Genomic DNA, 21,527 nt, shown 5'->3' on the forward strand with positions numbered 1-21,527 from the left:
CGGCCGGTGAGTCGGCCGGGCCCATCAGGCCCGGCGGCCCCACCGAATATGACGGATATTTCGGACATTGGAACGCCGCGGAGCGCGACGGCCAGGCTGAGAGCGACGGCCAGGCTGGAAGTGCGGAGAGCGGACAGGCCGGAGGCGCCGGGCAAGCCGCGGGACCTGGTCGGGCCGACGGCGCTTGGCGGCCCGGCGGTGCCGGGACCGGTGGACGGCCCCACGTTGTCGGACAGACAGGGAGCGCGGAGCAAAACAGGCAGGTTGGGCAGTCCGGAGGTGCCGGGCAAAGTGAGAGCGTCGCGGAGTCCGAGGCCACAGGACAAGGCGGGCATGGCGGGTTGGCCGGGGGTGTCGGGTCGGGCGGTGGTTTCGGGCGGGGTGAGGGCTCCGGGTTGGCCGGGGGTGTCGGGTCGGGCGGTGGTTTCGGGCGGGGTGAGGGCTCCGGGTTGGCCGGGGGTGTCGGGTCGGGCGGTGGTTTGGGGCGGGGTGAGGGCTCCGGGTTGGCCGGGGGTGTCGGGTCGGGCGGTGGTTTGGGGCGGGGTGAGGGCTCCGGGTCGGCGGGGGGTGTCGGGTCGGGCGGTGGTTTGGGGCGCGGTGAGGGCTCCGGGTCGGCCGGCGGTGTCGGGTCGGGCGGTGGTTTCGGGCGCGGTGAGGACTTCGGGTCGGCCGGCGGTGTCGGGTCGGGCGGTGGTTTGGGGCGCGGTGAGGGCTCCGCAGCGGGTGGGCGGGACGGGGAAGCGGGGTGTTCGGGGTATGGGTTCGAGGTTCAGTATCTGTTGGACGCCACTGAGGATGCCGTCGAGCGGCTTCGGGTGACTCTGGGGCGACTGGGGGACTCGCTCGTCGTGGTGGGGACCGGGGACGGGGATCCGCCTACCTGGAATGTGCACGTTCATGTCACCGAGGTCGGCCCGGCTATCGAGGCGGGAATCGTCGCCGGGCGGCCGTACCGGATAAATGTCACCCTGCTCGAGGAGAAGCGGACCGGAAGTGATCAGCGGGGCGCCGTGGTCGTCGCCGCCGGCGACGGGCTCACGGCGCTGTTCGAGGCGGAGGGGGCCGTCGTGGTGGACCGCAATCCGTCGACGGCCGAGATGCTGGCGGCGATCCATGCGACGGGTACGCGTTCGGTGGTGCTGCTGCCGAACGACGCGAACACGCACGCGGTCGCGGTGTCGGCGGCCCGGGAGGCCGAGGCCGCGGGGGTCCGGGTGAGTGTCGTCCCGACCCGGTCGCCGGTGCAGGCGCTCGCCGCTCTGGCCGTGCGGGACGTGCAGCGCCCGTTCGCCGATGACGTGATCGCGATGGCGGAGGCGGCCGGCGCCTGCCGTTACGGGGAGGTCTGTACCGCGCAGCGGGACGCGTTCACGGTGGCCGGCCAGTGTCGTGCCGGTGATCTGCTCGGCCTGGTCGACGGTGAGGTGCACGTGATCGGCCAGGATGTCACCGAGGTGAGCCGCCGTCTGCTGGACCGGATGCTCGGCGGTGGCGGCGAGCTGGTGACCCTGGTGCTGGGCGCGGACGCGCCGCCCGGGTTCGAGGATGTCCTGAACGGTCACGTGCACCGCACCTGGCCGTTCATCGAGGTGCAGTGCTACGCGGGCGGTCAGCCCCGTTACCACCTGCTGGCAGGAGTCGAATGACCACGACCGACACCCCGTTGACCAAGGTGCTGGGTGCGAAGACCGCCAAGGCCCTCGAGGATCACCTCGATCTGCACACGGCGGGTGATCTGATTTATCACTTCCCCCGGCGGTACGACCAGCGCGGCGAGCACACCGATCTGCGCAGTCTTCAGGTGGACGAGCAGGTCACGGTACTGGCGCAGGTGCAGGGGATGAGCGTGAAGCCGATGCGGCAGCGCCGCGGCAACATGCTCGAGGTGACCATCGGTGACGGCTCGGGCGCCACGCTGACGTGCACGTTCTTCAACCAGGCCTGGCGTGAGCGGGAGCTGCGCAAGGGCGTGTGGGGGTTGTTCGCCGGCAAGGTGACCGAGTTCCGGGGGAAACGGCAGCTCAACGGCCCGGCCTATCAGCTGCTCAGTGCGGACGCGTCGAAGGACGACGCGGCGGCCGAGATCGAGGAGTTCGCGGGGGCGCTGATCCCGGTCTATCCGGCGGCGCAGGCGGTGCCGACCTGGGTGATCGCCAAGTGTGTGCGGACGCTGCTGGACACGTTCGAGCCGCCGGAGGATCCGATGCCGGCGGAGATCCGGGCGAAACGGAACCTGGTCGGTATCGGGACGGCGCTGCGGGAGATCCACCGGCCGAGCTCCGACCCCTCGCTGTACTCGGCGAAGCACCGGCTGAAGTGGGATGAGGCTTTCGCCGTACAGCTGACGCTGGTGCAACGGCGAGCGAAGGCGGCCGCGGCGCCCGGCACCGCCCGGCCCCGGGCGGACGCCGGGTTGCTCGTGAAGTTCGACGCCGGGTTGCCGTACGAGCTGACCGAGGGGCAGCGGGACGTGGGCGAGGAGATCGCCGCGGACCTGGCTCGCCCGCACCCGATGCACCGGTTGCTGCAGGGTGAGGTCGGTTCCGGTAAGACCCTGGTCTCGGTCCGGGCGATGCTGCAGGTGGTCGATGCGGGCGGGCAGGCCGCGCTGCTGGCGCCGACCGAGGTCCTGGCCACCCAGCACTTCCGCGGCATCAGTGCCCAGCTGGGCGCGCTGGGCCGGGCCGGTGAGCTGGACGGTGATCCGGAGGGCACGCAGCTCACCCTGGTCACCGGCTCGCTGGGTGCGGCGGCCCGGCGTGCGGCGCTGGCCAAGGTCGCCGACGGGACCGCCGGCATCGTCGTGGGCACCCATGCGCTGCTGTACGAGGGTGTCGACTTCAAGGATCTCGGCCTGGTGGTGGTGGACGAGCAGCACCGGTTCGGGGTGGAGCAGCGGGACGCGCTGCGGGCGAAGGCGGCGAGGCCCCCGCACGTGCTGGTGATGACGGCGACCCCGATCCCGCGGACGGTGGCGATGACCGTCTACGGCGACCTGGAGACCTCGGTGCTGTCGCAGTTGCCCCGTGGTCGCTCGCCGATCGCCTCGCACGTCGTGCCGGCCCTGGAGAAACCGGCCTACCTGGACCGCGCCTGGGTGCGGATCAAGGAGGAGGTGAAGGCCGGCCACCAGGCGTACGTGGTGTGCCCGCGGATCGGCGAGGACGAGGAGACGCCGCCGAAGGACGACGAGCCGTCGCGCCGCCCGCCGCTGGCGGTGACCGAGGTGCTGCCGCTGCTGCGGGACGAGTACCTGAAGGGTCTGCGGATCGCGGCCCTGCACGGCAGGATGCCGCCGGAGGAGAAGGACGCGGTGATGCGCTCCTTCGCGGCCGGCGATCTGGATGTGCTGGTGGCGACCACGGTCATCGAGGTCGGTGTGGACGTGCCCAACTCGACGGTGATGCTGATCCTGGACGCGGACCGCTTCGGGGTGTCCCAATTGCACCAGTTGCGTGGCCGGGTGGGCCGGGGTTCGGCGCCGGGCATCTGCCTGCTGCACACCGAGGCGGTCGAGGGCTCGGCGGCACGGGAGCGGCTGGACGCGGTGGCCTCGACGACCGACGGCTTCAAGCTGTCCGAAATCGATCTGGAGCAGCGGCGGGAGGGCGATGTGCTGGGCGCGTCGCAGTCCGGCAAGCACTCGCATCTGCGGCTGCTGTCGCTGCTCCGCGACGAGAAACTGATCAAGGAGGCCCGGGCCGAGGCGTCCGATCTGATCGGCGACGACCCCGATCTCACCCGGTACCCGGCGCTGGCGGCCTCGGTCGCCGCGCTGGTCGACGAGGACCGCGCCGAGTATCTGGAGAAGGGCTGACCCGGGCGCGGTGGCAGCCGATCACGACTGCCGACCGCGCCCGGGCAGGACTCACGCGGTGAAGTTCACCTTGCGGCGACGAGCCAGGATGAACAGCACGGCACCCGCGACGAGCAGCAGGAACGCGCCGCCCGCGATGCCGGCGGCGGCGGAGCCGGTCAGCGGCAGCGAGCCGTCCTCGTCGTCACCGGCGACCGGGGTGGTCGCGACCGGGCTGGTGCTGGTGCTCGTGGAGACCGACTCGGACGGGGTCGCCGAGGGGGTCTCGGACGGTGTCTGGGACGGCGTCGCCGACGGGCTGCTCTCGGCCGAGCAGTCCTTCGGCTCGGTCCAGACGACCTCACCGTTCAGGACGTCCAGGCCGTTGGAGACGGTGACCTTGAGGCCCTCGAAACCCTTGAAGACGACGATCTTGGTGTCGCCCGGCTGAGCGGTGACGGTCTGCGCCGCACCCTGGTTCGGGGTGAAGGTGGCGGTGACGACCGCGCCGTTCTCCGGGTTCTTCACGGTGAAGGTGAGCCCGTTGCAGTCGCTGGTCACGGAGCCCTCGGGCTTGCCGACCTCGGGGGTCTTGCAGTCCTCCGGCTTGGTCCAGCCACCCTGGAAGAGCTCGGTGCCGCGCGAGGTCACGCGGATGTTCCCGGCGTCGGCGGCCGGCACGGTGACGCTGACCGGCTCGGCGCGGACCGCGAGAGTCTCGGTCTTGCTGAAGCCGTTGTCGGCGGTGATCACGAACGGGGCGCTGGAGGTGCTCCGGTTGATCAGCTTGAGCGTGACGGTGCCGTCGCAGTCGGACAGGGCCTCGACCGCGGGCGCTGCCACACAGGTGCCGGATCCGCCGTTGTACCAGGCGCTCTGCGGGTTGCCGGGCTTGGCCGTGGAGCGCGAGCCCTCACCGTTCTGGCTGCCGACCTTGCGGTCGTTGTAGCGGTCGCTCTTGTCGGTGAGCGGGTCGATGATCTGGTCGCCGAACACGAAGTCGACCTGAGTGAAGCACTCCGGCACCTCGACCTTGAACTCGAGCTTGCTGCGGGTGAGCTTCTCCGCGCCGGTCGGGGCGGTCAGCCTGTCCGTCGAGGACTCGAGGACGTACTGCGGGACCGAGAACTTCGCCGAGGGGGCCGTGTAGGAGACGAGCGAGAACGCCTGCTCCTGGCCGGCACAGAGCGGCCCGTTGGTGATCTCGATGCTGGCGGTCCCGGCGGGGCCGTTGAAGGTGTGCTGGTACTTGGCTTCGGCTGCGGTGACACAGTCGGCGCCGGTCGCGCCGGCCGGGGAGGAGAACCCGGCCAGCCCACTGAGGCCGACCAGCGCGGCGGCCGCGATCGCCGCTACGCGGTGGAACTTCTTCATTCGTGCTCCATCTTGAGGGGAAATGGGCGGGGGCGCGTCGAATGCAAGATTCGACGCGCCCCCGGTTTGCAGCTGTTATCAGGCGGTGAACTTCACCTTGCGACGACGCGCGACGAAGAAGAGAGCCCCACCGATGACCAGCAGACCGGCGGCACCGGCGGCGACGCCACCAGCGGCGGCACCGGTGACGGGCAGGCCGCCACCCTCACCGTCGTCGCAGCCCTCCTCGGGCTCGGTCCACGGGATGGTGCCGGAGGAGCTGTAGGTCTTGCCCTCGAACTCGACGGTGAAGGTCACCTCGACGAAGAAGCCCTCGGTCGCGCTGAACTTCTCGGACTTCGACTCGCCCGGCTTGACGACGAGCGTGCGCTCCTCGCCCTTGCTGGTCTTGTACTCCACCGTGAACGGGGTGTCGTTCTTGGTGTTGTCGACACCGATCGAGATGGTGTCGCAGGTGATGTCGAGGATCGGCTCGGCCGGGACCTCTTCGGGGATCTCGACCGGCGGGGTGCTCGGCTCCTCCGACGGGGTGCTCGGCGACGGGCTCGGCTCCTCGGCCGGGGTGCTCGGCTCCTCGTCCGGGGTCTTCACGCACTTCTCGCCGAACTCGACGGTGGAGGACGCCGGCTTCTTGTCCTGGAAGCCGTTGCTCCACTGGGACGCGATGGTCAGCGACGAGCTGGCGGCGTCACCGGGGACGAGCTGCTTCGCGGTGATCGGCACGCCGGCGGGCTGGGCCGCGGCGTTCACAGCGATCACCGGGTTGTCCAGCGTGGTGCCGGCCGGGGTCAGGTCCACCTGGGTGAACTGGAAGGTCTGGCCCTGCGAACCGTCGCCGATGGCGTTGACGGTCCACTCGACGACCCACTTGCCGGACTCCTGGTCACACGATGCCGAACCCGACACGGTGCTGTGGTGAGCCAGAGCCGGGGTAGCGAAGACCGCGACGCCGGCGAGACCGATGAGGGACCCGGCGACGAGGGCGGACGCCCGGCGGAGCGGGGACTTGGACACGTTCACGCCATCTCCTGTGTATGGGGGTAGAAAAGGAGTGAGCGGGGAAGAGAGCACGGTGTCGCTGGTGGATGAAGCGAACCGGGCGACGACGCCTCCCCACGTCATCGGCGGGGACGATAGAACGCACCCGCAACGTCGCCCGACCTTAGTCATTTCCCGAGATCAAAGAAACGTCTCAGCCTCGGCTAAGGGTGTTGTTGCACATCTGAGATCTTCGTTGTACCGAACGGAACCGTATCGTCGCCCGTAGTGCTCGCGGGGAGGTAAAAACTCACGCCACCATGGCCCCTCGGGGCTGGTGAAGTAGCGTCCCTTGTGATGACCAGGATTATCGCGGGCGCACACGGCGGCCGGCGGCTCTCCGCTCCGCCCGGCGCACTCACCAGGCCCACATCGGACCGGGTCCGGGAGGCCTTCTTCAGCTCGCTGGAGACAATGACCGAATTGTCCGGTGCGCGAGTCGCCGACCTCTATGCCGGATCCGGTGCGATAGGACTCGAGGCGCTCTCCCGGGGTGCCGTCCACGCACTCCTGGTCGAGTCGGACGCCAAGGCGGCCCGCGCGATCCGTGACAACATCGTCGCGCTCCGCGTCGGCCCGGCCGCGAAGCTGGTGACCGGCAAGGTTCTCCAGGTGCTCGGGGATCCGCCGTCCGGTGGACCGTACGACGTGGTCTTCGCCGATCCGCCGTACGCGGTGGGGGACGACGAGATCACCACCGTGCAGCAGGAGCTGGTGGCCAACGGATGGCTGGCGCCGGACGCCGTCGTGATTTTCGAGCGATCCACCCGCGGTGAGCCGCTGAGCTGGGTGGACGGTCTGGCCGGGGACCGTACCCGGCGTTATGGCGAGACCACGCTTTGGTACGGTCGCCGATCATGAGACGAGCGGTGTGTCCAGGCTCCTTCGACCCGGTCACCAACGGGCATCTCGACATCATCGGACGGGCCAGCCGGCTCTTCGACGAGGTCATCATCGGTGTCCTCATCAACCAGTCGAAGACCGGGCTGTTCACCATCGAGGAGCGTCTGGAGATGCTCCGCGAGGCGACGGCCGAGTACGGCAACGTCCGGGTCGCGTCCTTCCACGGTCTGCTGGTCGACTTCTGCCGCGCGCAGGGTGCCGCGGTGGTGGTCAAGGGCCTGCGCGCGGTCAGTGACTTCGACTACGAGCTGCAGATGGCGCAGATGAACATCGGGCTCTCCGGTGTGGAGACACTTTTCATGCCGACCAACCCGCTCTACTCGTTCCTGTCGTCCAGCCTGGTCAAAGACGTGGTCAAGTGGGGTGGCGACGCCTCGTCGTACCTGCCGGACAACGTGCTGGCACGCCTGGTGGGCCGGTTGAAGCAGAATTAGGCGGCTCTGCAGTAACGTGATCGCACCACGCTGGGTGGCGGTTCGACGACGGGAGTGAGGCACCGGTGGATCCGCTCGACCGTATCGACGAGCTCATCGAGCTCGTCCAGGACGCGCGCTCCGTGCCGATGTCGCGGACGAACTTCATGTTCGACCGCGGCGAGATGATCGAGCGGCTCGAGGAGCTGCGCGCCGAGCTGCCCTCGGAGCTGCGCAAGGCGGCCGCGGTCCTGGACGAGCGGGACCGGATCGTCGACGCCGGCCGCCGGGAGGCCGACCGGATCGTCAGCGAGGGCGAGAGCGAGCACGCCCGCCTCGTCTCGGTGAACGAGATCACGGTCTCGGCCGAGCACGAGGGCGCGCGGATCATCGCCGAGGCACGGACCGAGGCGCAACGGCTCCGTGAGGAGGTCGACGACTACGTCGACACCGCGCTGGCCAACTTCGAGCAGTTCCTGACCAGGGCGCTGGCGTCGATCGAGCGGGGGCGTGACAAGATGCACGCGCTGCGCGAGATCGGCACCTTCCAGGGTGAGGATGCCGAGCGGCCGCTCCCGTTCTGACCCGGGGCCGATTCGACGACGTACAGCAAGCTCAGGTAATGTTTTCGGTCGGCCTACCCATGGCTGAGGAATCACGATGCCCAAGTCACCGCAGAGCCACCTGGACCCCAGGCAACCGCTGGTCGTCGACACGACGAAACTGCCGCGGCAGCCTGGTGCGACGCGTGCCCTGAACAGGGTGGTGCCGGCCCCGGCAGACCTCGGTCTGGAGATGATCTCGGTCCCCGTGGGGTCCGATCTCACGCTCGATGCGAGCCTGACGTCGGTCTCCGAGGGGGTCTACGTCAGTGGCACCGTCAGCGGCTCGCTCACCGGCGAGTGCGGGCGTTGCCTCAACGAGATCGACAAGTCGTTCGAGGTGTCCATCGCGGAGTTGTTCGCCTACGCGGACAGCACCACGGAGGAGACCACGGACGAGGACGAGGTCGGCCGGATGCAGGGCGACCTGCTCGACCTGGAGCCGGCGGTTCGGGACGCCATCGTCCTGACCCTGCCGACCAATCCGCTCTGCCGCCCGGACTGCCCAGGGTTGTGCCCCGAGTGCGGGGTGCACTTCGACGAACTCCCGGCTGACCACAGCCATGAGGAAGTCGACCCCCGGTGGGCCGCTTTGCGCAACCTGTCAAACAACAAGGAGTAGGAACCGTGGCCGTCCCCAAGCGCAAGATGTCGCGCAGCAACACCCGCTCGCGCCGGGCGAACTGGAAGGCGACCGTGGTTCCCACCGCGGCCTGCTCCCAGTGCAAGTCGCCGAAGCTGCCGCACGCCGCCTGCCCGGTCTGCGGCACCTACAACGGCCGCCAGGTCCTCGAGGTCTGACGTCGCCGCGTGACGCGCCCGATCATCGGGCGGGTCGTGCCCGAGCGGTGGCGAGCCACCGGTGCCACGGCTCCTGGACAGCGCACTGTCGGGGAGCCGGGCACCGCGCGGATCGCCGTCGACCTCCTCGGCGGGGACCAAGCTCCCGCCGTCGTGGTTGACGGCGCTCTGCGTGCTTGCAAGGCAGACCCGGCCCTGCACCTGACGCTTGTCGGCCCGGCAGACGCCGCCGACGCGGTTCTGGCCGCCCTGAAACCGGGTGACCGCCGCCGCATCACCACCGTGCCCGCCCCGTCCGACGCCGTCGGCGCCGCGGTGCACGCCGTCGCCGAGGGGCGCGCCGACGCCCTCGTCTCGGCCGGCGACACCCGGGCCGTGGTTCTCTCCTCCGCCCGGGAGCTGGGCCGCTGGCCCGGTATCCGCCGCCCCGCACTGACCGCCGTGCTGCCGACCGCCGCCGGCCGTCTCGTCCTGCTCGACGTGGGCTCGTCCGTGGACCCGGACGAGGAGACCCTCGCGTGGCATGCCCGGCTGGGGGCGGCGTACGCCTCGGTCGTCCTGCGCATGCCCGCGCCCCGCGTGGGCCTTCTCACCATCGGCACCGAGCCCGGCAAGGGCGACCGCCTGCGCCGTGCCCTGCCCGCCCAGCTCGTCGACCTGCCGCTGCCCGGCGGTGCCCGCTACGCCGGCCTGGTCGAGGGCGGCGACATCGTGCTGGGCCGAGCCGCCGACGTCGTGGTGACCGACGGTTTCACCGGAAACGTACTGCTCAAGGGCTTGGAGACGGTGTACGCCCTGTCCGGCCCGCCCTCCCGGAACACCGATCCACCGCCCCGGGCAGCGCTACTGCTCGGGGTCTCCGGCACGGTCGTCGTCTGCCACGGCGCGGCCACCGGCCCGGACCTCGCCGCGGGCATCGCGCTCGCGGCCGACCTGCACCGCCGCAACTCGGTCGCGGCGATCGCCGATCTTCTGAGCGCTCAGCGAGGTATCGAATGATTGACAAGCGCCGACGCCCGTCCACCGAGCCGCTCGAGGAGGCGTTCGGTGTCCCCTTCAAGCCGGAGCTGCTGGAACGGGCGCTGACCCACCGCTCGTACGCCTACGAGAACGGCGGCCTGCCGACGAACGAGCGCCTGGAGTTCCTCGGCGACTCGGTCCTCGGCGTGGTGATCACCTCCGCTCTCTTCCACAACCACCCGGACCTGCCGGAGGGGCAGCTCGCCAAGCTCCGGGCCAGCGTGGTCAACATGCACGCGCTGGCCGACGTGGCGCGTGGCCTGGGCCCGCTGGGTCTCGGCCCGCACCTGCTGCTCGGCAAGGGCGAGGAGACCACCGGCGGGCGGGACAAGGCGAGCATCCTGGCCGACACCCTGGAGGCACTGCTCGGCGCGATCTACCTGGAGCACGGGCTGGAGATCGCCAGCGAGGTGATCCACCGGTTGTTCGACCCGCTGATGGCGGAGTCGGCCGGCCGGGGTGCCGCGCTGGACTGGAAGACCAGCCTCCAGGAACTGACCGCCGCGCTGGGCCTCGGCGTGCCGGACTACGAGATCGAGGACTCCGGCCCCGATCACGCGAAGACGTTCACCGCCTGGGTGGTGGTGGCCGGCGAACGGTACGGCGGCTCCGAGGGCCGTAGCAAGAAGCAGGCCGAGCAGCGTGCCGCCGCCGCGGCGTGGCGCACCCTTACGGAACAGTCGGAGAAGACCGAGCCGTGACGGTACTAGAGGAAACGACGAAAAAAGAGTCTTTATGGGATAAATCGGGTGAGCTCAGCGGAGTGCTCACCGCCGTCGGCATCCTGGCGCTGACCCGCATCGGCCAGCTCGTCATGATCTGGTGGCTCAACGGCGGCGTCGCCGAGCCCCGCTCCATCTGGGAACGGCTCCTCATCTGGGACGCCGGCTGGTTCCTGCGGGTCGCCATGGACGGCTACCCCGAGGGCTACACCTACAGCGCCACCGGCCAGCTCGAAGGCAACGAGCTCGCCTTCTTCCCGGTCTACCCGATGCTGATCCGGGCCGGTGCCGCCCTCGGCATCGACCCGAGCGCCGCCGCACTCACCGTCGCCTGGCTCGCCTCGGTCTGCGCCGCGATCGCCCTGCACCTGCTCGGTTCGTCGCTCTACAGCAAGCGGGCCGGCTGGGCCCTGGTCGCCATCTGCTGCTCGGCGCCGGCCTCGGTGGTGCTGTCCATGGCGTACTCGGAGAGTCTCTTCATCGCCCTGGTCGCCGGCATGTTCGTCGCCGCGCACCGCCGGGTCTGGTGGGCGGCCGGCCTCCTCGGCCTGCTCACGGCACTGAGCCGGCCGACGGGTGCGGCCGCCGCACTGGGCCTCGGGGTGGCTGCGCTGCTCGCCCTCAAGCACGACGACCAGCCGAAGTGGAAGCCGCTCGCCGCCGCCGCGGCCGCCCTCGCCGGCGTGCCGCTGTACCTCGGCTGGGTGGCCTACCGGGTCGGCGACCTCACCGCCTGGTTCAAGATCCAGACGGCGGGCTGGGGCACCTCGTTCGACTACGGCGAGAGCACCGGGAAGTTCCTCTGGACCACGCTGCGTTCCGGCGACGGCTGGGTTCCGATGAGTGTCGCGCTGATCCTGCTGGTGGCGCTGGCCGCGGCCGGGGTGGCCCTCGCGCAGAAACCGTGGCTGCCGCTGGCCGTCTACGGGGTGGTCGCGATGATCCTCGTCTACGGCCAGGCCGGGTTCTACCACTCCAAGCCGCGGCTGCTGCTGCCCGTACTGTTGACGCTGCTGCCCGCCGTGGTGGCGGCCGCCCGTGCCCGCCCCCGGGTCGCGGTCCTGTCGATCGTCGCCTGGGCGCTGTTCGGGCTGTGGTTTGGCGCCTACCTGGTAACCGTCTGGCCGTACACGTTGTAAAGGACGTTGAAGTTGCCCGAGCTCCCCGAGGTCGAGACCGTCCGCATCGGCCTGTCGAAGTGGGTGACCGGCCGCACCATCGCCACCGCCGAGGTGCTGCACCCGCGTGCCATCCGCCGGCACCTGCCCGGCGACGCCCACTTCGCGGCCGTGCTCGCCGGGCGCACCGTCCTCGACGTCTCCCGCCGCGGCAAATACCTGTGGCTGCCACTCGACTCCGGCGATGCGATCATCGGCCACCTCGGCATGTCCGGCCAGCTCCTGATGCAGCCGGCCGAGGCCGAGGACGAGAAGCACCTGCGGGTCCGGTTCACCTTCACCGACGGCGGCCCGCAGCTGCGTTTCGTCGACCAGCGCACCTTCGGTGGCCTGTCGGTCTCCGAGGGCGGCGCCGGACTCCCCGACGAGATCTCCCACATCGCCCGCGACCCGATGGACCCGCTCTTCGACGACACGGCGTTCACCGCCCGCATCCGCGGCCGCCACACCGAGGTCAAACGCGCCCTGCTCGACCAGACCCTGATCTCCGGAGTCGGCAACATCTACGCCGACGAGGCGCTGTGGCGCGCCGGACTCCACGGGACGCGCCCCACCGATCAGCTCACCCGCCCCGCCGTGGCCCGCCTGCTCGGCCACGTCCGCGACGTCCTCTCCGAGGCCATCGTCGCCGGGGGGACGAGCTTCGACGAGCTGTATGTCGACGTCAACGGCGAGAGCGGCTACTTCGACAGGTCGCTGAACGCCTACGGCCGCGAGAACGAGCCGTGCCACCGCTGCGGAGCGATCATCCGCCGCGAACAGTTCATGAACCGGTCCAGCTTCTCCTGCCCTCGCTGCCAGCCCAAACCCCGATCCTGACGGTACGGAGCAGACGGCGGCCCCCGACCACACCCCCGTGTCCCGTGGGTCCGTCCAGGGGCGGGGGCCGCCGGTTCATCGGCGGCCACCGGGAGACGGCGGTTCAGCGGGGGACCGCGGCCTGACCGGCGTCGACCCGCGGCCCCGCGTCGGTGGCCAGCCCGAATCCCGCTCCACGCCGCCCCATCAGGCGACGGGCGGCGGTGAGCAGCGGGGCCGGTACGCCGTACACGATGTGGCCGTCGCCGGGGCGCACCCCTTCGCCGTCCCAGCTCTGATAGGCCGTCCACGGTCCTTCGAAGGTGCAGATCCGCACGCCCAGGTCGCGGTAGAGCGGATGCGTCGGCACGCCGGGGTTGAGGACCACCCGGTGCAGGCCGCGGCGGGCGGCGAGGCGGACGGTCAGCGCGACGGGGCCGACGCCTCCGGAGCCGGCGGGGGCGCGGTCGAGGAACAGGCCTTCGACGCCGTCGGCGCGCCAGGCGTCGACGTCGGCGAGGACGTCGGCCAGGGAGCGGCTGCCCCAGTCGAGGTCGATGCGGCCGAGTGACTGGTGGAGGGTGCGCCGGTCGCCGGGTTGTTCGCGGACGATCCAGGTGTCGGCGTCCAGTTCCAGCTCGGGCGACGGGTGGGCGTACGGGGGGAACAGGGTTTTCACGGCGTCCTCCGTAGGTCGGCGGCGGTCAGGGCGACGATGAGCAGGCCGGCCAGGTGGGTGGCGGCCAGGACCGCGACGGCGGCGGGCAGCAGTCCGGCCGGCGGGGCGGACAGGACGAGTACGGCGGCGGCGAGCGGCGGGATCGCGGCGAGGGTCGCGGCGATTCCGTGGCGGGTGCGGGCGGCCAGCAGGAACGTGACGGCGAACACCCCGCCGAGGAGGGTGGCTGCGGCGAGGGCGAGGACCGCGTCGCGGGCGCCGGGTACGCCGGAGAGTCCGTAGGGCAGCCGGTAGGCGGCGATGAGCAGCCCGCATCCGGCGGCGAGCGGCGGCAGCAGGCCGGCCAGCGTGATGGCGGTGACGTTGCGGACGTGCCGGTCGAATTCCTCCGGGGTCTCGGCGGCGTCGAGGCCGGCGTCGAGCCGGTCGGTGTGCCAGCCGATCAGGCCTTCGAGCAGTGGCACGGCGAGGAGCAGCGGCAGTGCGGCGGGCAGCGGCATGACCGCGGGCCCGCCGCGCCACAGCAGGACCACCGAGACCGCCTGGGCCGCGCCGATGATCAGGTAGGCGGCGGCCCGTCGCCGGTCCGCGGCGGTGAGCCGCGGGGCGCGGCCGGCCGGTCGCCGGTCGGCGGCGGTGGTGCGGGCGGCCCGTCGGCGGTCGGCGGCGGTGGGATTCGCGGTGCGGACGGCCCGCGCGGGCAGCAGGGCGGGCCGGAACGCGCGGATCGCGACGGCCACGATCGCCGCCGGCAGGAGGGTCTGGACGGGCACGAGGGCTGCGTGCGTTACTCCGGCGGCGCCGGCCATGACGGCGGCGGCGAGCAGCCAGCACGGCGTGAACCAGCCGGCGACCACTCCTTCGGCCCGGGTGACGAGCGCGGCGGTGACGACGGCGAGGGCGGCGAGCCCGCCGATGCCGGTGGTGACGGCGAGCAGCCGGTCCGGCCCGAGCAGGGCGTCGGGGGCGATCCAGGCGAGCGCGCACCAGAACCCGATGACGGCGGCGAATCCGGCGCCGACGGTCCGGGCCGCGGCGGCCGGCCCACCGCGCCCGGCGACGGCCATGCCGAGGCTGGTCAGGCCCTGTGCCGCGGTCCATCCGAGCAGCAGCATCACGGCCGGTACCGGCCAGGCGACCCGCCCGAGCGGCTCGGCCGCCGCGATCGCGACGCTCAGCGGCCCGAGATAGAGCCCGCAGCGGACCAGGGCGGCGTTCAGGTAGGCGATCCGCGGCCGCCGCGCATGCGACCAACGGCCGATGTGACGCCGTCCGGCTTCGATTCCTTTCTTCCGGTACGGTCCCCGCGCGCCACCGTCGACGGAAGAGGCTTCCCCGCCTTCCGGAACGAGGCGGGCGTCGTCCTCGTCGAGATCGAGCCAGGCCGGCGCGACGTCCTCGTCCGGACTCGCCGCGCCGGAGACGTCCCAGCCCCCGGAGGTGTAGGCCCAGCTCAGCGACGTGTCGTTGGAGCCGCGCCCACCGGTGCCGGCCCATCCGGCGCCGGTGTCGCCGGTCCAGTCGCCCGCGGCGGCGTCCGTGCCGGTGCCGGCGGTCCAGACCTCGTGGACCCCGGTGGTGTCGGCCCATGTCGCGGGCTGCCCGTCCCGGGCCGGCACGTATCCGGAGTCCGCCGGATCCGCCCAGAACGCGTGGCGGTCGACCACGCCGGAGGATTCGAGTGGATCATCGGTCCGGCCCGCCGGCAGCGCCTGCCGTGTGCTGGTGGCCCACGGGTCCCAGGCGGGCGCCGGGATCTCCAGGCTCCCGGGCGCCGGGAACTCGACGTCGTCGAGCGCGGCGGCGGGTTCCTCGGCCGCGTGCCGTCCGCCGCGCCGCCGGGGTGGGGCGAGGTCGGCCTGGGCGGCGGCGTGGCGGGGTTCCCCGGCGGCGTTGTTCTGCCGCCTGCGGGTGCGGTTGCGGGCGGTGCGTGTGGTGGCGGTCCCGCCGCGCGGGGTGGTCGTCATGAGGTCTCCCGAGTGAGCCAGCGCAGGGTCGCGGGTGTCGTGTTCCGGGGTGCGGGAACGGTGAGCGCCAGTTCGAAGGCGGTCGCCGGGGGTGGTGCGGCCAGGTCGGTGTAGAGCGCGCCGTACACCCGGACGACCCGGTCGACGGTGAAGTGGCCGAGGGCGCGCTGGCGGGCGGCGTCGCCGAGGGCCCGCCGCCGGCCGGGGGAGCGGAGCAGGCCGACGATGGCGATGGCGAGTTCGGACGGGTCGCCGGCGGGGACGAGGATCCCGGTGTCGCCGAGGGTCTCGGCGGACGGCCCGACGTCGACGCCGACCACGGCGCGGCCCGACATCATGGCTTCGACCAGGCGGTACGGCGGATCGGCGGGCCCGGGCACGTGGGCGACGACCTGTCCGACGGTGTACCTGTCGCGAGGGTCGGCGGGCAGCGGGTGGAGTCGTATGGCCCGTCCGAGCCCGGTCCGCTCGATCTGTTCGGCACAGTGCTCCTCGTGGCTGGCGGTGACACCGACGAGGTGCAGCACCACACCGGGCACCGCGGCGGCGACCTCGGTGAACGCTTCGAGCACGAGTCCGAGCCCGCTGTCCGGCCCGCCGCTGCCGGCCCACACGACGGTGGGTGTCTCGCTGAGTTCGGCGGCGCCCGGGTAGTCGCGGGGGTCGACGCCGGCCGGCACCGGGACGAGCCGGCTGGGTTCGGCGCCGTGGTCGAGGGCCCACCCGTGGTGGTAGGTGCTCAGGGGCGCGATCAGTTCGGCCTCGGCGTAACCGGTGCGGGCGACGGCTTCACGGAACCGGCGCAGCACGGTGCGCACGCTCGGGGAGAGCCGTTCCTCGGCGGGCCGCTGCCGGGGTACGGCGGCCCGGGCCTCGGTGAGCAGCAGGGGTGTTCCGGTGCGCCAGTGCCCGGCGAGGGCGGCCAGCAGCGGGGTGGTGCCGCCGACGCAGTGGACGAGCTCGACCTCGGGCACCGGTACGGCGACCGCGCGCAGCGCATGCCGGAGCAGGGTGGTCGCGGCCCGGGCGTCGCGCACGCTGAGCCGGGGCAGTGGCGTCTCGTCGCCGGCGTGTGCCTGCCGCTGCCGCCAGGCCTCCTGGAGGGCGTCGGTGAGCGGCAGCGCGGCCAGTGCGCCGGGGCCGGTGCCGGGCGGGCAGAGCGCGGCGATGCGCCGGAGCCCGTCGCTGAACCAGGCGTTGCCCGCCGTCTCGTCACCGAGCAGGCCTCGGCAGAGCAGGGCGGCGGCCTCGGCCGCACCGTCGGGGACGGGACCGCGCCGCCGTTCGGCCCGGGACGGGTCACGGCCCAGCGCGGCGGTGTGCGCGGAGCCGACGTTGAAGGGGAGCGGGTACGCGGGCACGGACGGCAGGTCACGGTCCGTGACGGTCAGCAACTCGAAGTGGAACCGGCGAAGTCCCTCGACGAGGGTCCGGCACCATCCTCCGAGGGCGTCCCGCCGGTACGGGTACCCGCCGCCGGTGAGCAGACAGATGCGCTCGCGCGACGGGGTCGGATTCACGCTGGACGCAACGACACAACCGGTCGAAGTTGCCGGAGCATGTCGGCTAGGCGACACAATTACGTCACTTTTGCCCGGATTTGTCAGCCGCGTTTGCCCGTTTTTGCCCGAAAGGCCACGACGTGCTGCCCGGATTCCCGGTTGCCGGCGGCGCCGGTACCCCGGCCGATCGTCGATCAATAGCGCCGCCGCCGCCGGATCGCCGTGTGGTGACACCGTGTCCCTCGCCGGAAACCGTCCGTGTGGGTTCGATGGCGAGCCGCCGGGACGGAAGGGGACGAGCCTGCCCGAGTGCGTCGGATCTTGCGAAAACGGACCGCTCTTGACGAGATCGACATGCCCGCGAAAGATGTATAAGACCTGGTGGGATACCCCTGAGGTGCCTTCGGAGCGCGACCGTGTCGTGATTCACTTGACTCACGCGCGCAACCGGCACTGCCTCGGCTTGACGGAGGATGGGTATCGGCGGACTATGGAGTTGTCGCCAGTCGCGCCCACTCATGCCTCGGTCTGCCCGGGGCCTGGGTTCCTGCACCATAAAGAGCCCCGCAGTGTCATTGGCGGGATTCTGCGTTCACGCGTGCCCGTGAGCATGTGGTGTGTCGGTTCGCATGAGTTTCACTGCGCACTGAACCGTTGGGTGCGTGAAACAGGGCGCCACGCTGGCCGGCTTTTCCGGCAGCGATAAAAGACAGCGCACCACACAAAATCGACGCAGCGCGTCACAAGGAGTCACGATGGCGAAGGCCCTCTTTGGCCATGTAGGTGCGGCGCCCGACCGGCGCCTCCTCGACGAGGTCACCCGACTGCGCTCCCGGGTCCAGTCCCTGGAGTTCGAGGTCACCCGTCTCCAGGCGGAGAACGACCGTCTCGCGGCGGCGGCCGCGGAGGCAGACGAGTTCGCACGGCTGACCGAGCCGGCTCTGACCTGAGTCCCCTGATGCCGGGCGGTACTGCGGGGTAGCCATCCGGCGTCACATCCCCTCGCACACCAGACGCACCAGAGAAAACGCGCGCCTCCACTCCCGTGGCGGCGCGCAGCTTTTTTCTCACCACGTGATTCCGGTCCTAGCGGCGATCGGCGGGTAGCCTGCCACCCAGCAGACGAACAGCAGACGACACTGGCGGAGATCCGTGCACCTCAAGAGCCTGACGGTCAAGGGTTTCAAATCCTTCGCCTCCGCCACCACGTTGCGGCTGGAGCCGGGCATCACCTGTGTGGTGGGGCCGAACGGCTCCGGCAAGTCCAACGTCGTCGACGCCATCGCCTGGGTTCTCGGCGAGCAGGGCGCCAAGGCGCTGCGCGGCGGCAAGATGGAGGACGTCATCTTCGCCGGTACGGCCGGCCGCGCCCCGCTGGGCCGGGCCGAGGTGACGCTCACGATCGACAACAACGACGGTGCTCTGCCGATCGACTACACCGAGGTGTCGATCACCCGCCGGATGTTCCGGGACGGCGCCAGTGAGTACGAGATCAACGGCAACTCCTGCCGGCTGCTCGACATCCAGGAGCTGCTCAGCGACTCCGGCATCGGCCGGGAGATGCACATCATCGTCGGCCAGGGCCGGCTCGACGCCATGCTGCACGCCAAGCCCGAGGACCGCCGCTCGTTCATCGAGGAGGCGGCGGGCGTACTCAAGCATCGCAAGCGCAAGGAAAAGGCGATCCGCAAGCTGGACGCCATGGGTGTCAACCTCAATCGCCTCGGGGACCTGACCACCGAGCTGAGGCGGCAGCTGAAGCCGCTGGGCCGGCAGGCCGAGGTGGCCCGCCGGGCCGCCGGCATCCAGTCCGACCTGCGTGACGCCCGCCTCCGGTTGCTCGCCGACGACCTGCACACGCTGCGCACCACCCTGGACAAGGAGATCGCCGACGAGTCGGCGATGCGTGACCGGCGCGGCCAGGTCGAGGAGGAGAACCGTGAGGTCCAGCGGATGCTGGCCGACCTCGAGTCCGCGCACGCCGAGGACGCGCCGCTGCTGGCCGCCGCGCAGGACGCGTGGTACCGGCTGTCGACGCTTCAGGAGCGGTTCCGGTCGACCGAGCAGCTGGCCACCGAGCGGCTGCGGCACCTGGCCGCCACCCCCGACGACGAGCGTCCCGGCCGCGACCCGGAGATGCTGGAGGCCGAGGCCGAGCGGGTCCGCGAGCAGGAGGAGGAGCTGCGCGAGGCCCTCACCGAGGACCAGATGCGCCTGGCCGAGGCGGTCGAGCACCGGCAGGACCAGGAGCGCCAGCTGGCCGCGGCCGAGGGGGAGCTGCGGGCCGCCGCCAAGGCGATCGCCGACCGCCGCGAGGGCCTGGCCAAGCTGACCGGCAACGTGAACGCGGCCCGTGCCCGGACCACCAGCGCCGCCGAGGAGATCGAGCGCCTGGCGATCGCCCACGAGGACGCGCTGATGCGGGCCGAGGCCGCGCAGGGCGAGGTCGACCTGGTGTCGGCCGAGTCCAGCGAGGCCGACCGGGACAACGCCGATCTCGACGCGCGTCACGACGAGGCGGTGGCCGCCCACGACCGGGCCGCCGCGGTGGTCCGTGAGCTCAACGACACCGAGCGGGCCGCCGAGAAGGACGCGGCCAGCTGGAAGGCGCGTGAGGAGGCCCTCGCCATGGGCCTCAAGCGCAAGGACGGTGCCGGTGCCCTGCTGGCCCGGGCCGGTCAGGTGCCCGGCCTGCTCGGCAGTCTCGCGTCGATGCTGACCGTGCGGCCCGGCCACGAGGTGGCGCTCGCCGCGGCACTGGGCGGGCTGGCCGACGCGGTCGCCCTGTCCGGCGTGGACGAGGCGATCGAGGCGATGCGCACCCTCAAGATCGCCGACGCCGGGCGGGCCGACCTGATGGTCGCCGGTTCCGCCGGGCCCGGCATGCAGGGCCCGCTCGCCAGCCTGCGGCCGAACCTGCCGGACGGCGCCGCCTGGGCGCCCGAGGTGGTCGACTGCCCGGAGCAGCTCCGGCCCGCGGTCAACCGGGCACTGCGCGACGTGGTGCTCGTCCCCGACCTGGCCGCGGCCGCCGCCCTGATCGCGGCGAACAGTGAGCTGCGCGCGGTGACCCCCGAGGGCGACGTGCTCGGTGCCTTCGCGGCGGCCGGTGGTTCGGCCAAGGCCACCAGCTACATCGAGGTCCAGGCCGCCGTCGACGAGGCCAAGGCCAAGAGGGCCGTCGCCGAGGCGACCATCGCCGAGGTCAAGGAGCAGCTCGGCGCCGCGCGGGCCGAGGTCGCCGAGCTCAAGCAGGCGGTCGCGGTGGCCGCGCAGGCCAAGCGGGCCGCCGAGGGCGAGCGCAACGCGGCAGCCCGGCGCCTGGCCGAACTGGGTGCGGCCGCACGGTCCGCCAGGGCCGAGAGCGAGCGCCTCGGCGCCTCCCGGCAGAAGGCCGAGGCCGCCCGCGAGGCCGATCTGATGCGGGTCGCCGAGCTGGAGGAGCGGCTGCGCCTGGCCGAGGACACCCCGATCGACGAGGAGCCGTCCACCGAGGAACGTGACCGGCTCGCCGCGCTCGTGCCCCAGTCCCGGCAGAACGAGATGGAGGTGCGGCTCGCGGTCCGTACCGCTGAGGAACGTGTCTCCTCCATCGCCGGCCGCGCCGACTCGCTGTTGCGCCAGGCCAACCAGGAACGTCAGGCCCGGGAGCGGGCCGCCGCGAGGCGGGCGGCACGCGCCCGCGGCGCCGAGATCGCCCGGGCGGTCGCGCACGGTGCGGCCGCCGCCCTGGAGCATGTCGCGGTCTCCCTGGCCGGGGCGGCCGAGCACCGCGATCAACTCGCCCAGGAGCGGACCAGCCGGGAGGCCGAGCTCCAGGAGGTACGGGCACACGCGAAACGCCTCGTGTCGGAGCTGGAGCGGCTCACCAGCGAGGTGCACCGCGACGAGATGGCCCGCGCCGAGCAGCGGATGCGGATCGAGCAGCTGGAGGCGAAGGCCGCCGAGGACTTCTCGCTCGACGTCGAGACGCTGATCAACGAGTACGGCCCGGACCAGCTCGTCCCGCCGACCCAGGCCGACGTGGCGCAGGCCGAGAAGGACGGCAAGCCGGAGCCGCAGCCGGTCCCGTTCCACCGGCCCACCCAGGAGAAACGGGCCAACAAGGCGGAGCGCGACCTCACCCTGCTCGGCAAGGTCAACCCACTCGCGCTGGAGGAGTTCGCGGCCCTGGAGGAGCGGTACAAGTTCCTCTCCGACCAGCTGGAGGATCTCAAGGCCACCCGCCGGGACCTGCTGACCGTGGTCAAGGACGTGGACGAGCGGATCCTGGAGGTCTTCACGTCGGCGTTCGAGGACACCGCGCGGGAGTTCCAGACCGTCTTCCAGGTGCTCTTCCCCGGCGGTGAGGGCCGGCTGATCCTGACCGACCCGGAGGACATGCTCACCACCGGTGTCGAGGTCGAGGCCCGCCCGCCGGGCAAGAAGATCAAGCGGCTGTCGCTGCTGTCCGGTGGCGAGCGCTCGCTGACCGCGGTGGCGATGCTCTGCGCCATCTTCCGGGCCCGTCCCTCGCCCTTCTACATCATGGACGAGGTGGAGGCGGCCCTCGACGACGTCAACCTGGGCCGGTTGATTACCCTCTTCCAGCAGCTTCGTGAGAAGAGCCAGCTGCTCATCATCACCCACCAGAAACGGACGATGGAGGTCGCTGACGCCCTGTACGGCGTCACGATGCGCGCCGGCGTCACCCAGGTGATCAGCCAGCGCCTCGCACGCGACCCGGAGGAGTAG

17 protein-coding genes and 1 pseudogene are annotated in these 21,527 nt (G+C 71.6%); 13 read left to right on the plus strand and 5 right to left on the minus strand.

Features of this window, described 5'->3' with window-relative positions; all coding sequences use genetic code 11:
• Positions 1-740: 740 nt before the first annotated feature.
• Positions 741-1,646 (plus strand): annotated as a pseudogene (locus tag ACFO0C_RS23165) (DAK2 domain-containing protein); the annotation flags it as partial.
• Positions 1,643-3,817, plus strand: a complete 2,175-nt coding sequence (gene recG / locus ACFO0C_RS23170; RefSeq protein WP_378068756.1) for an ATP-dependent DNA helicase RecG — start codon at positions 1,643-1,645, stop codon at positions 3,815-3,817. The pseudogene ACFO0C_RS23165 and the gene recG, both read left to right, overlap by 4 nt.
• A gap of 51 nt (positions 3,818-3,868) precedes the next feature.
• On the opposite strand, the gene ACFO0C_RS23175 is transcribed toward recG, so the two are convergent.
• Both ACFO0C_RS23175 and ACFO0C_RS23180 read right to left on the minus strand, forming a co-directional pair.
• Positions 3,869-5,170 (minus strand): hypothetical protein, encoded by a 1,302-nt coding sequence (locus ACFO0C_RS23175; protein ID WP_378068757.1) that lies wholly within the window; start codon positions 5,168-5,170, stop codon positions 3,869-3,871.
• Between the two features lie 78 nt (positions 5,171-5,248).
• On the minus strand, positions 5,249-6,190 hold the full coding sequence (locus ACFO0C_RS23180) for an LPXTG cell wall anchor domain-containing protein (RefSeq protein WP_378068758.1): 942 nt from the start codon (positions 6,188-6,190) through the stop codon (positions 5,249-5,251).
• Between the two features lie 315 nt (positions 6,191-6,505).
• On the opposite strand from ACFO0C_RS23180, the gene rsmD reads away from it, so the two are divergent.
• The 9 genes from rsmD to mutM all read left to right on the plus strand — a co-directional run bounded on the left by rsmD (position 6,506) and on the right by mutM (position 12,666).
• Positions 6,506-7,069, plus strand: coding sequence for a 16S rRNA (guanine(966)-N(2))-methyltransferase RsmD (gene rsmD, locus ACFO0C_RS23185; RefSeq protein ID WP_378068759.1), 564 nt, complete (start codon positions 6,506-6,508; stop codon positions 7,067-7,069).
• Complete coding sequence (coaD, locus tag ACFO0C_RS23190) at positions 7,066-7,545, plus strand: pantetheine-phosphate adenylyltransferase (RefSeq protein WP_317790494.1); 480 nt, start codon at positions 7,066-7,068, stop codon at positions 7,543-7,545. The genes rsmD and coaD overlap by 4 nt, the downstream gene beginning before the upstream one ends.
• Positions 7,546-7,610: 65 nt before the next feature.
• A complete protein-coding gene (locus tag ACFO0C_RS23195; RefSeq protein ID WP_093622215.1) occupies positions 7,611-8,108 on the plus strand; it encodes a hypothetical protein in 498 nt (165 codons plus the stop codon).
• 76 nt (positions 8,109-8,184) lie between these two features.
• The gene (locus ACFO0C_RS23200) at positions 8,185-8,748 is read left to right on the plus strand and encodes a YceD family protein (protein ID WP_378068760.1); all 564 of its coding nucleotides are present in this window, start codon (positions 8,185-8,187) and stop codon (positions 8,746-8,748) included.
• A gap of 5 nt (positions 8,749-8,753) precedes the next feature.
• Complete coding sequence (gene rpmF, locus ACFO0C_RS23205; protein ID WP_378068761.1) at positions 8,754-8,927, plus strand: 50S ribosomal protein L32; 174 nt, start codon at positions 8,754-8,756, stop codon at positions 8,925-8,927.
• A 36-nt stretch (positions 8,928-8,963) separates the two neighbouring features.
• Positions 8,964-9,926, plus strand: coding sequence for a phosphate acyltransferase PlsX (locus tag ACFO0C_RS23210; protein WP_378069127.1), 963 nt, complete (start codon positions 8,964-8,966; stop codon positions 9,924-9,926).
• Entirely contained in the window at positions 9,923-10,648 is a 726-nt protein-coding gene (gene rnc, locus ACFO0C_RS23215) for a ribonuclease III (protein ID WP_378068762.1), read from the plus strand. Before ACFO0C_RS23210 ends, rnc begins: the two co-directional genes overlap by 4 nt.
• Positions 10,645-11,808, plus strand: a complete 1,164-nt coding sequence (locus tag ACFO0C_RS23220) for a mannosyltransferase family protein (RefSeq protein ID WP_378068763.1) — start codon at positions 10,645-10,647, stop codon at positions 11,806-11,808. Before rnc ends, ACFO0C_RS23220 begins: the two co-directional genes overlap by 4 nt.
• A gap of 12 nt (positions 11,809-11,820) precedes the next feature.
• On the plus strand, positions 11,821-12,666 hold the full coding sequence (gene mutM, locus ACFO0C_RS23225) for a bifunctional DNA-formamidopyrimidine glycosylase/DNA-(apurinic or apyrimidinic site) lyase (protein WP_378068764.1): 846 nt from the start codon (positions 11,821-11,823) through the stop codon (positions 12,664-12,666).
• Between the two features lie 103 nt (positions 12,667-12,769).
• Here mutM and ACFO0C_RS23230 read toward each other — a convergent pair whose 3' ends face one another.
• The 3 genes from ACFO0C_RS23230 to ACFO0C_RS23240 are packed head-to-tail and all read right to left on the minus strand — an operon-like array spanning position 12,770 to position 16,811.
• Positions 12,770-13,324, minus strand: coding sequence for a spherulation-specific family 4 protein (locus ACFO0C_RS23230; protein ID WP_378068765.1), 555 nt, complete (start codon positions 13,322-13,324; stop codon positions 12,770-12,772).
• On the minus strand, positions 13,321-15,291 hold the full coding sequence (locus ACFO0C_RS23235) for a hypothetical protein (protein WP_378068766.1): 1,971 nt from the start codon (positions 15,289-15,291) through the stop codon (positions 13,321-13,323). The genes ACFO0C_RS23230 and ACFO0C_RS23235 overlap by 4 nt, the downstream gene beginning before the upstream one ends.
• A complete protein-coding gene (locus ACFO0C_RS23240) occupies positions 15,288-16,811 on the minus strand; it encodes a DUF3492 domain-containing protein (protein ID WP_378068767.1) in 1,524 nt (507 codons plus the stop codon). Before ACFO0C_RS23240 ends, ACFO0C_RS23235 begins: the two co-directional genes overlap by 4 nt.
• A 737-nt stretch (positions 16,812-17,548) precedes the next feature.
• Here ACFO0C_RS23240 and ACFO0C_RS23245 point away from each other — a divergent pair.
• Positions 17,549-17,743, plus strand: coding sequence for a hypothetical protein (locus tag ACFO0C_RS23245; protein ID WP_043532705.1), 195 nt, complete (start codon positions 17,549-17,551; stop codon positions 17,741-17,743).
• Between the two features lie 202 nt (positions 17,744-17,945).
• Positions 17,946-21,527, plus strand: a complete 3,582-nt coding sequence (gene smc, locus ACFO0C_RS23250; protein WP_378068768.1) for a chromosome segregation protein SMC — start codon at positions 17,946-17,948, stop codon at positions 21,525-21,527.

Source organism: Actinoplanes subglobosus (assembly GCF_042650585.1).
In the GTDB taxonomy this organism is placed as follows: Bacteria; Actinomycetota; Actinomycetes; order Mycobacteriales; family Micromonosporaceae; genus Actinoplanes; species Actinoplanes subglobosus.

Bases quoted from the DNA above. Each gene is read 5' to 3' on its own strand.
- recG (WP_378068756.1), top strand. From the start codon at position 1,643: ATGACCACGACCGACACCCCGTTGACCAAGGTGCTGGGTGCGAAGACC.
- ACFO0C_RS23175 (WP_378068757.1), bottom strand. From the start codon at position 5,170: ATGAAGAAGTTCCACCGCGTAGCGGCGATCGCGGCCGCCGCGCTGGTC.
- rsmD (WP_378068759.1), top strand. From the start codon at position 6,506: ATGACCAGGATTATCGCGGGCGCACACGGCGGCCGGCGGCTCTCCGCT.
- coaD (WP_317790494.1), top strand. From the start codon at position 7,066: ATGAGACGAGCGGTGTGTCCAGGCTCCTTCGACCCGGTCACCAACGGG.
- ACFO0C_RS23200 (WP_378068760.1), top strand. From the start codon at position 8,185: ATGCCCAAGTCACCGCAGAGCCACCTGGACCCCAGGCAACCGCTGGTC.
- rnc (WP_378068762.1), top strand. From the start codon at position 9,923: ATGATTGACAAGCGCCGACGCCCGTCCACCGAGCCGCTCGAGGAGGCG.
- ACFO0C_RS23235 (WP_378068766.1), bottom strand. From the start codon at position 15,291: ATGACGACCACCCCGCGCGGCGGGACCGCCACCACACGCACCGCCCGC.
- ACFO0C_RS23245 (WP_043532705.1), top strand. From the start codon at position 17,549: ATGGCGAAGGCCCTCTTTGGCCATGTAGGTGCGGCGCCCGACCGGCGC.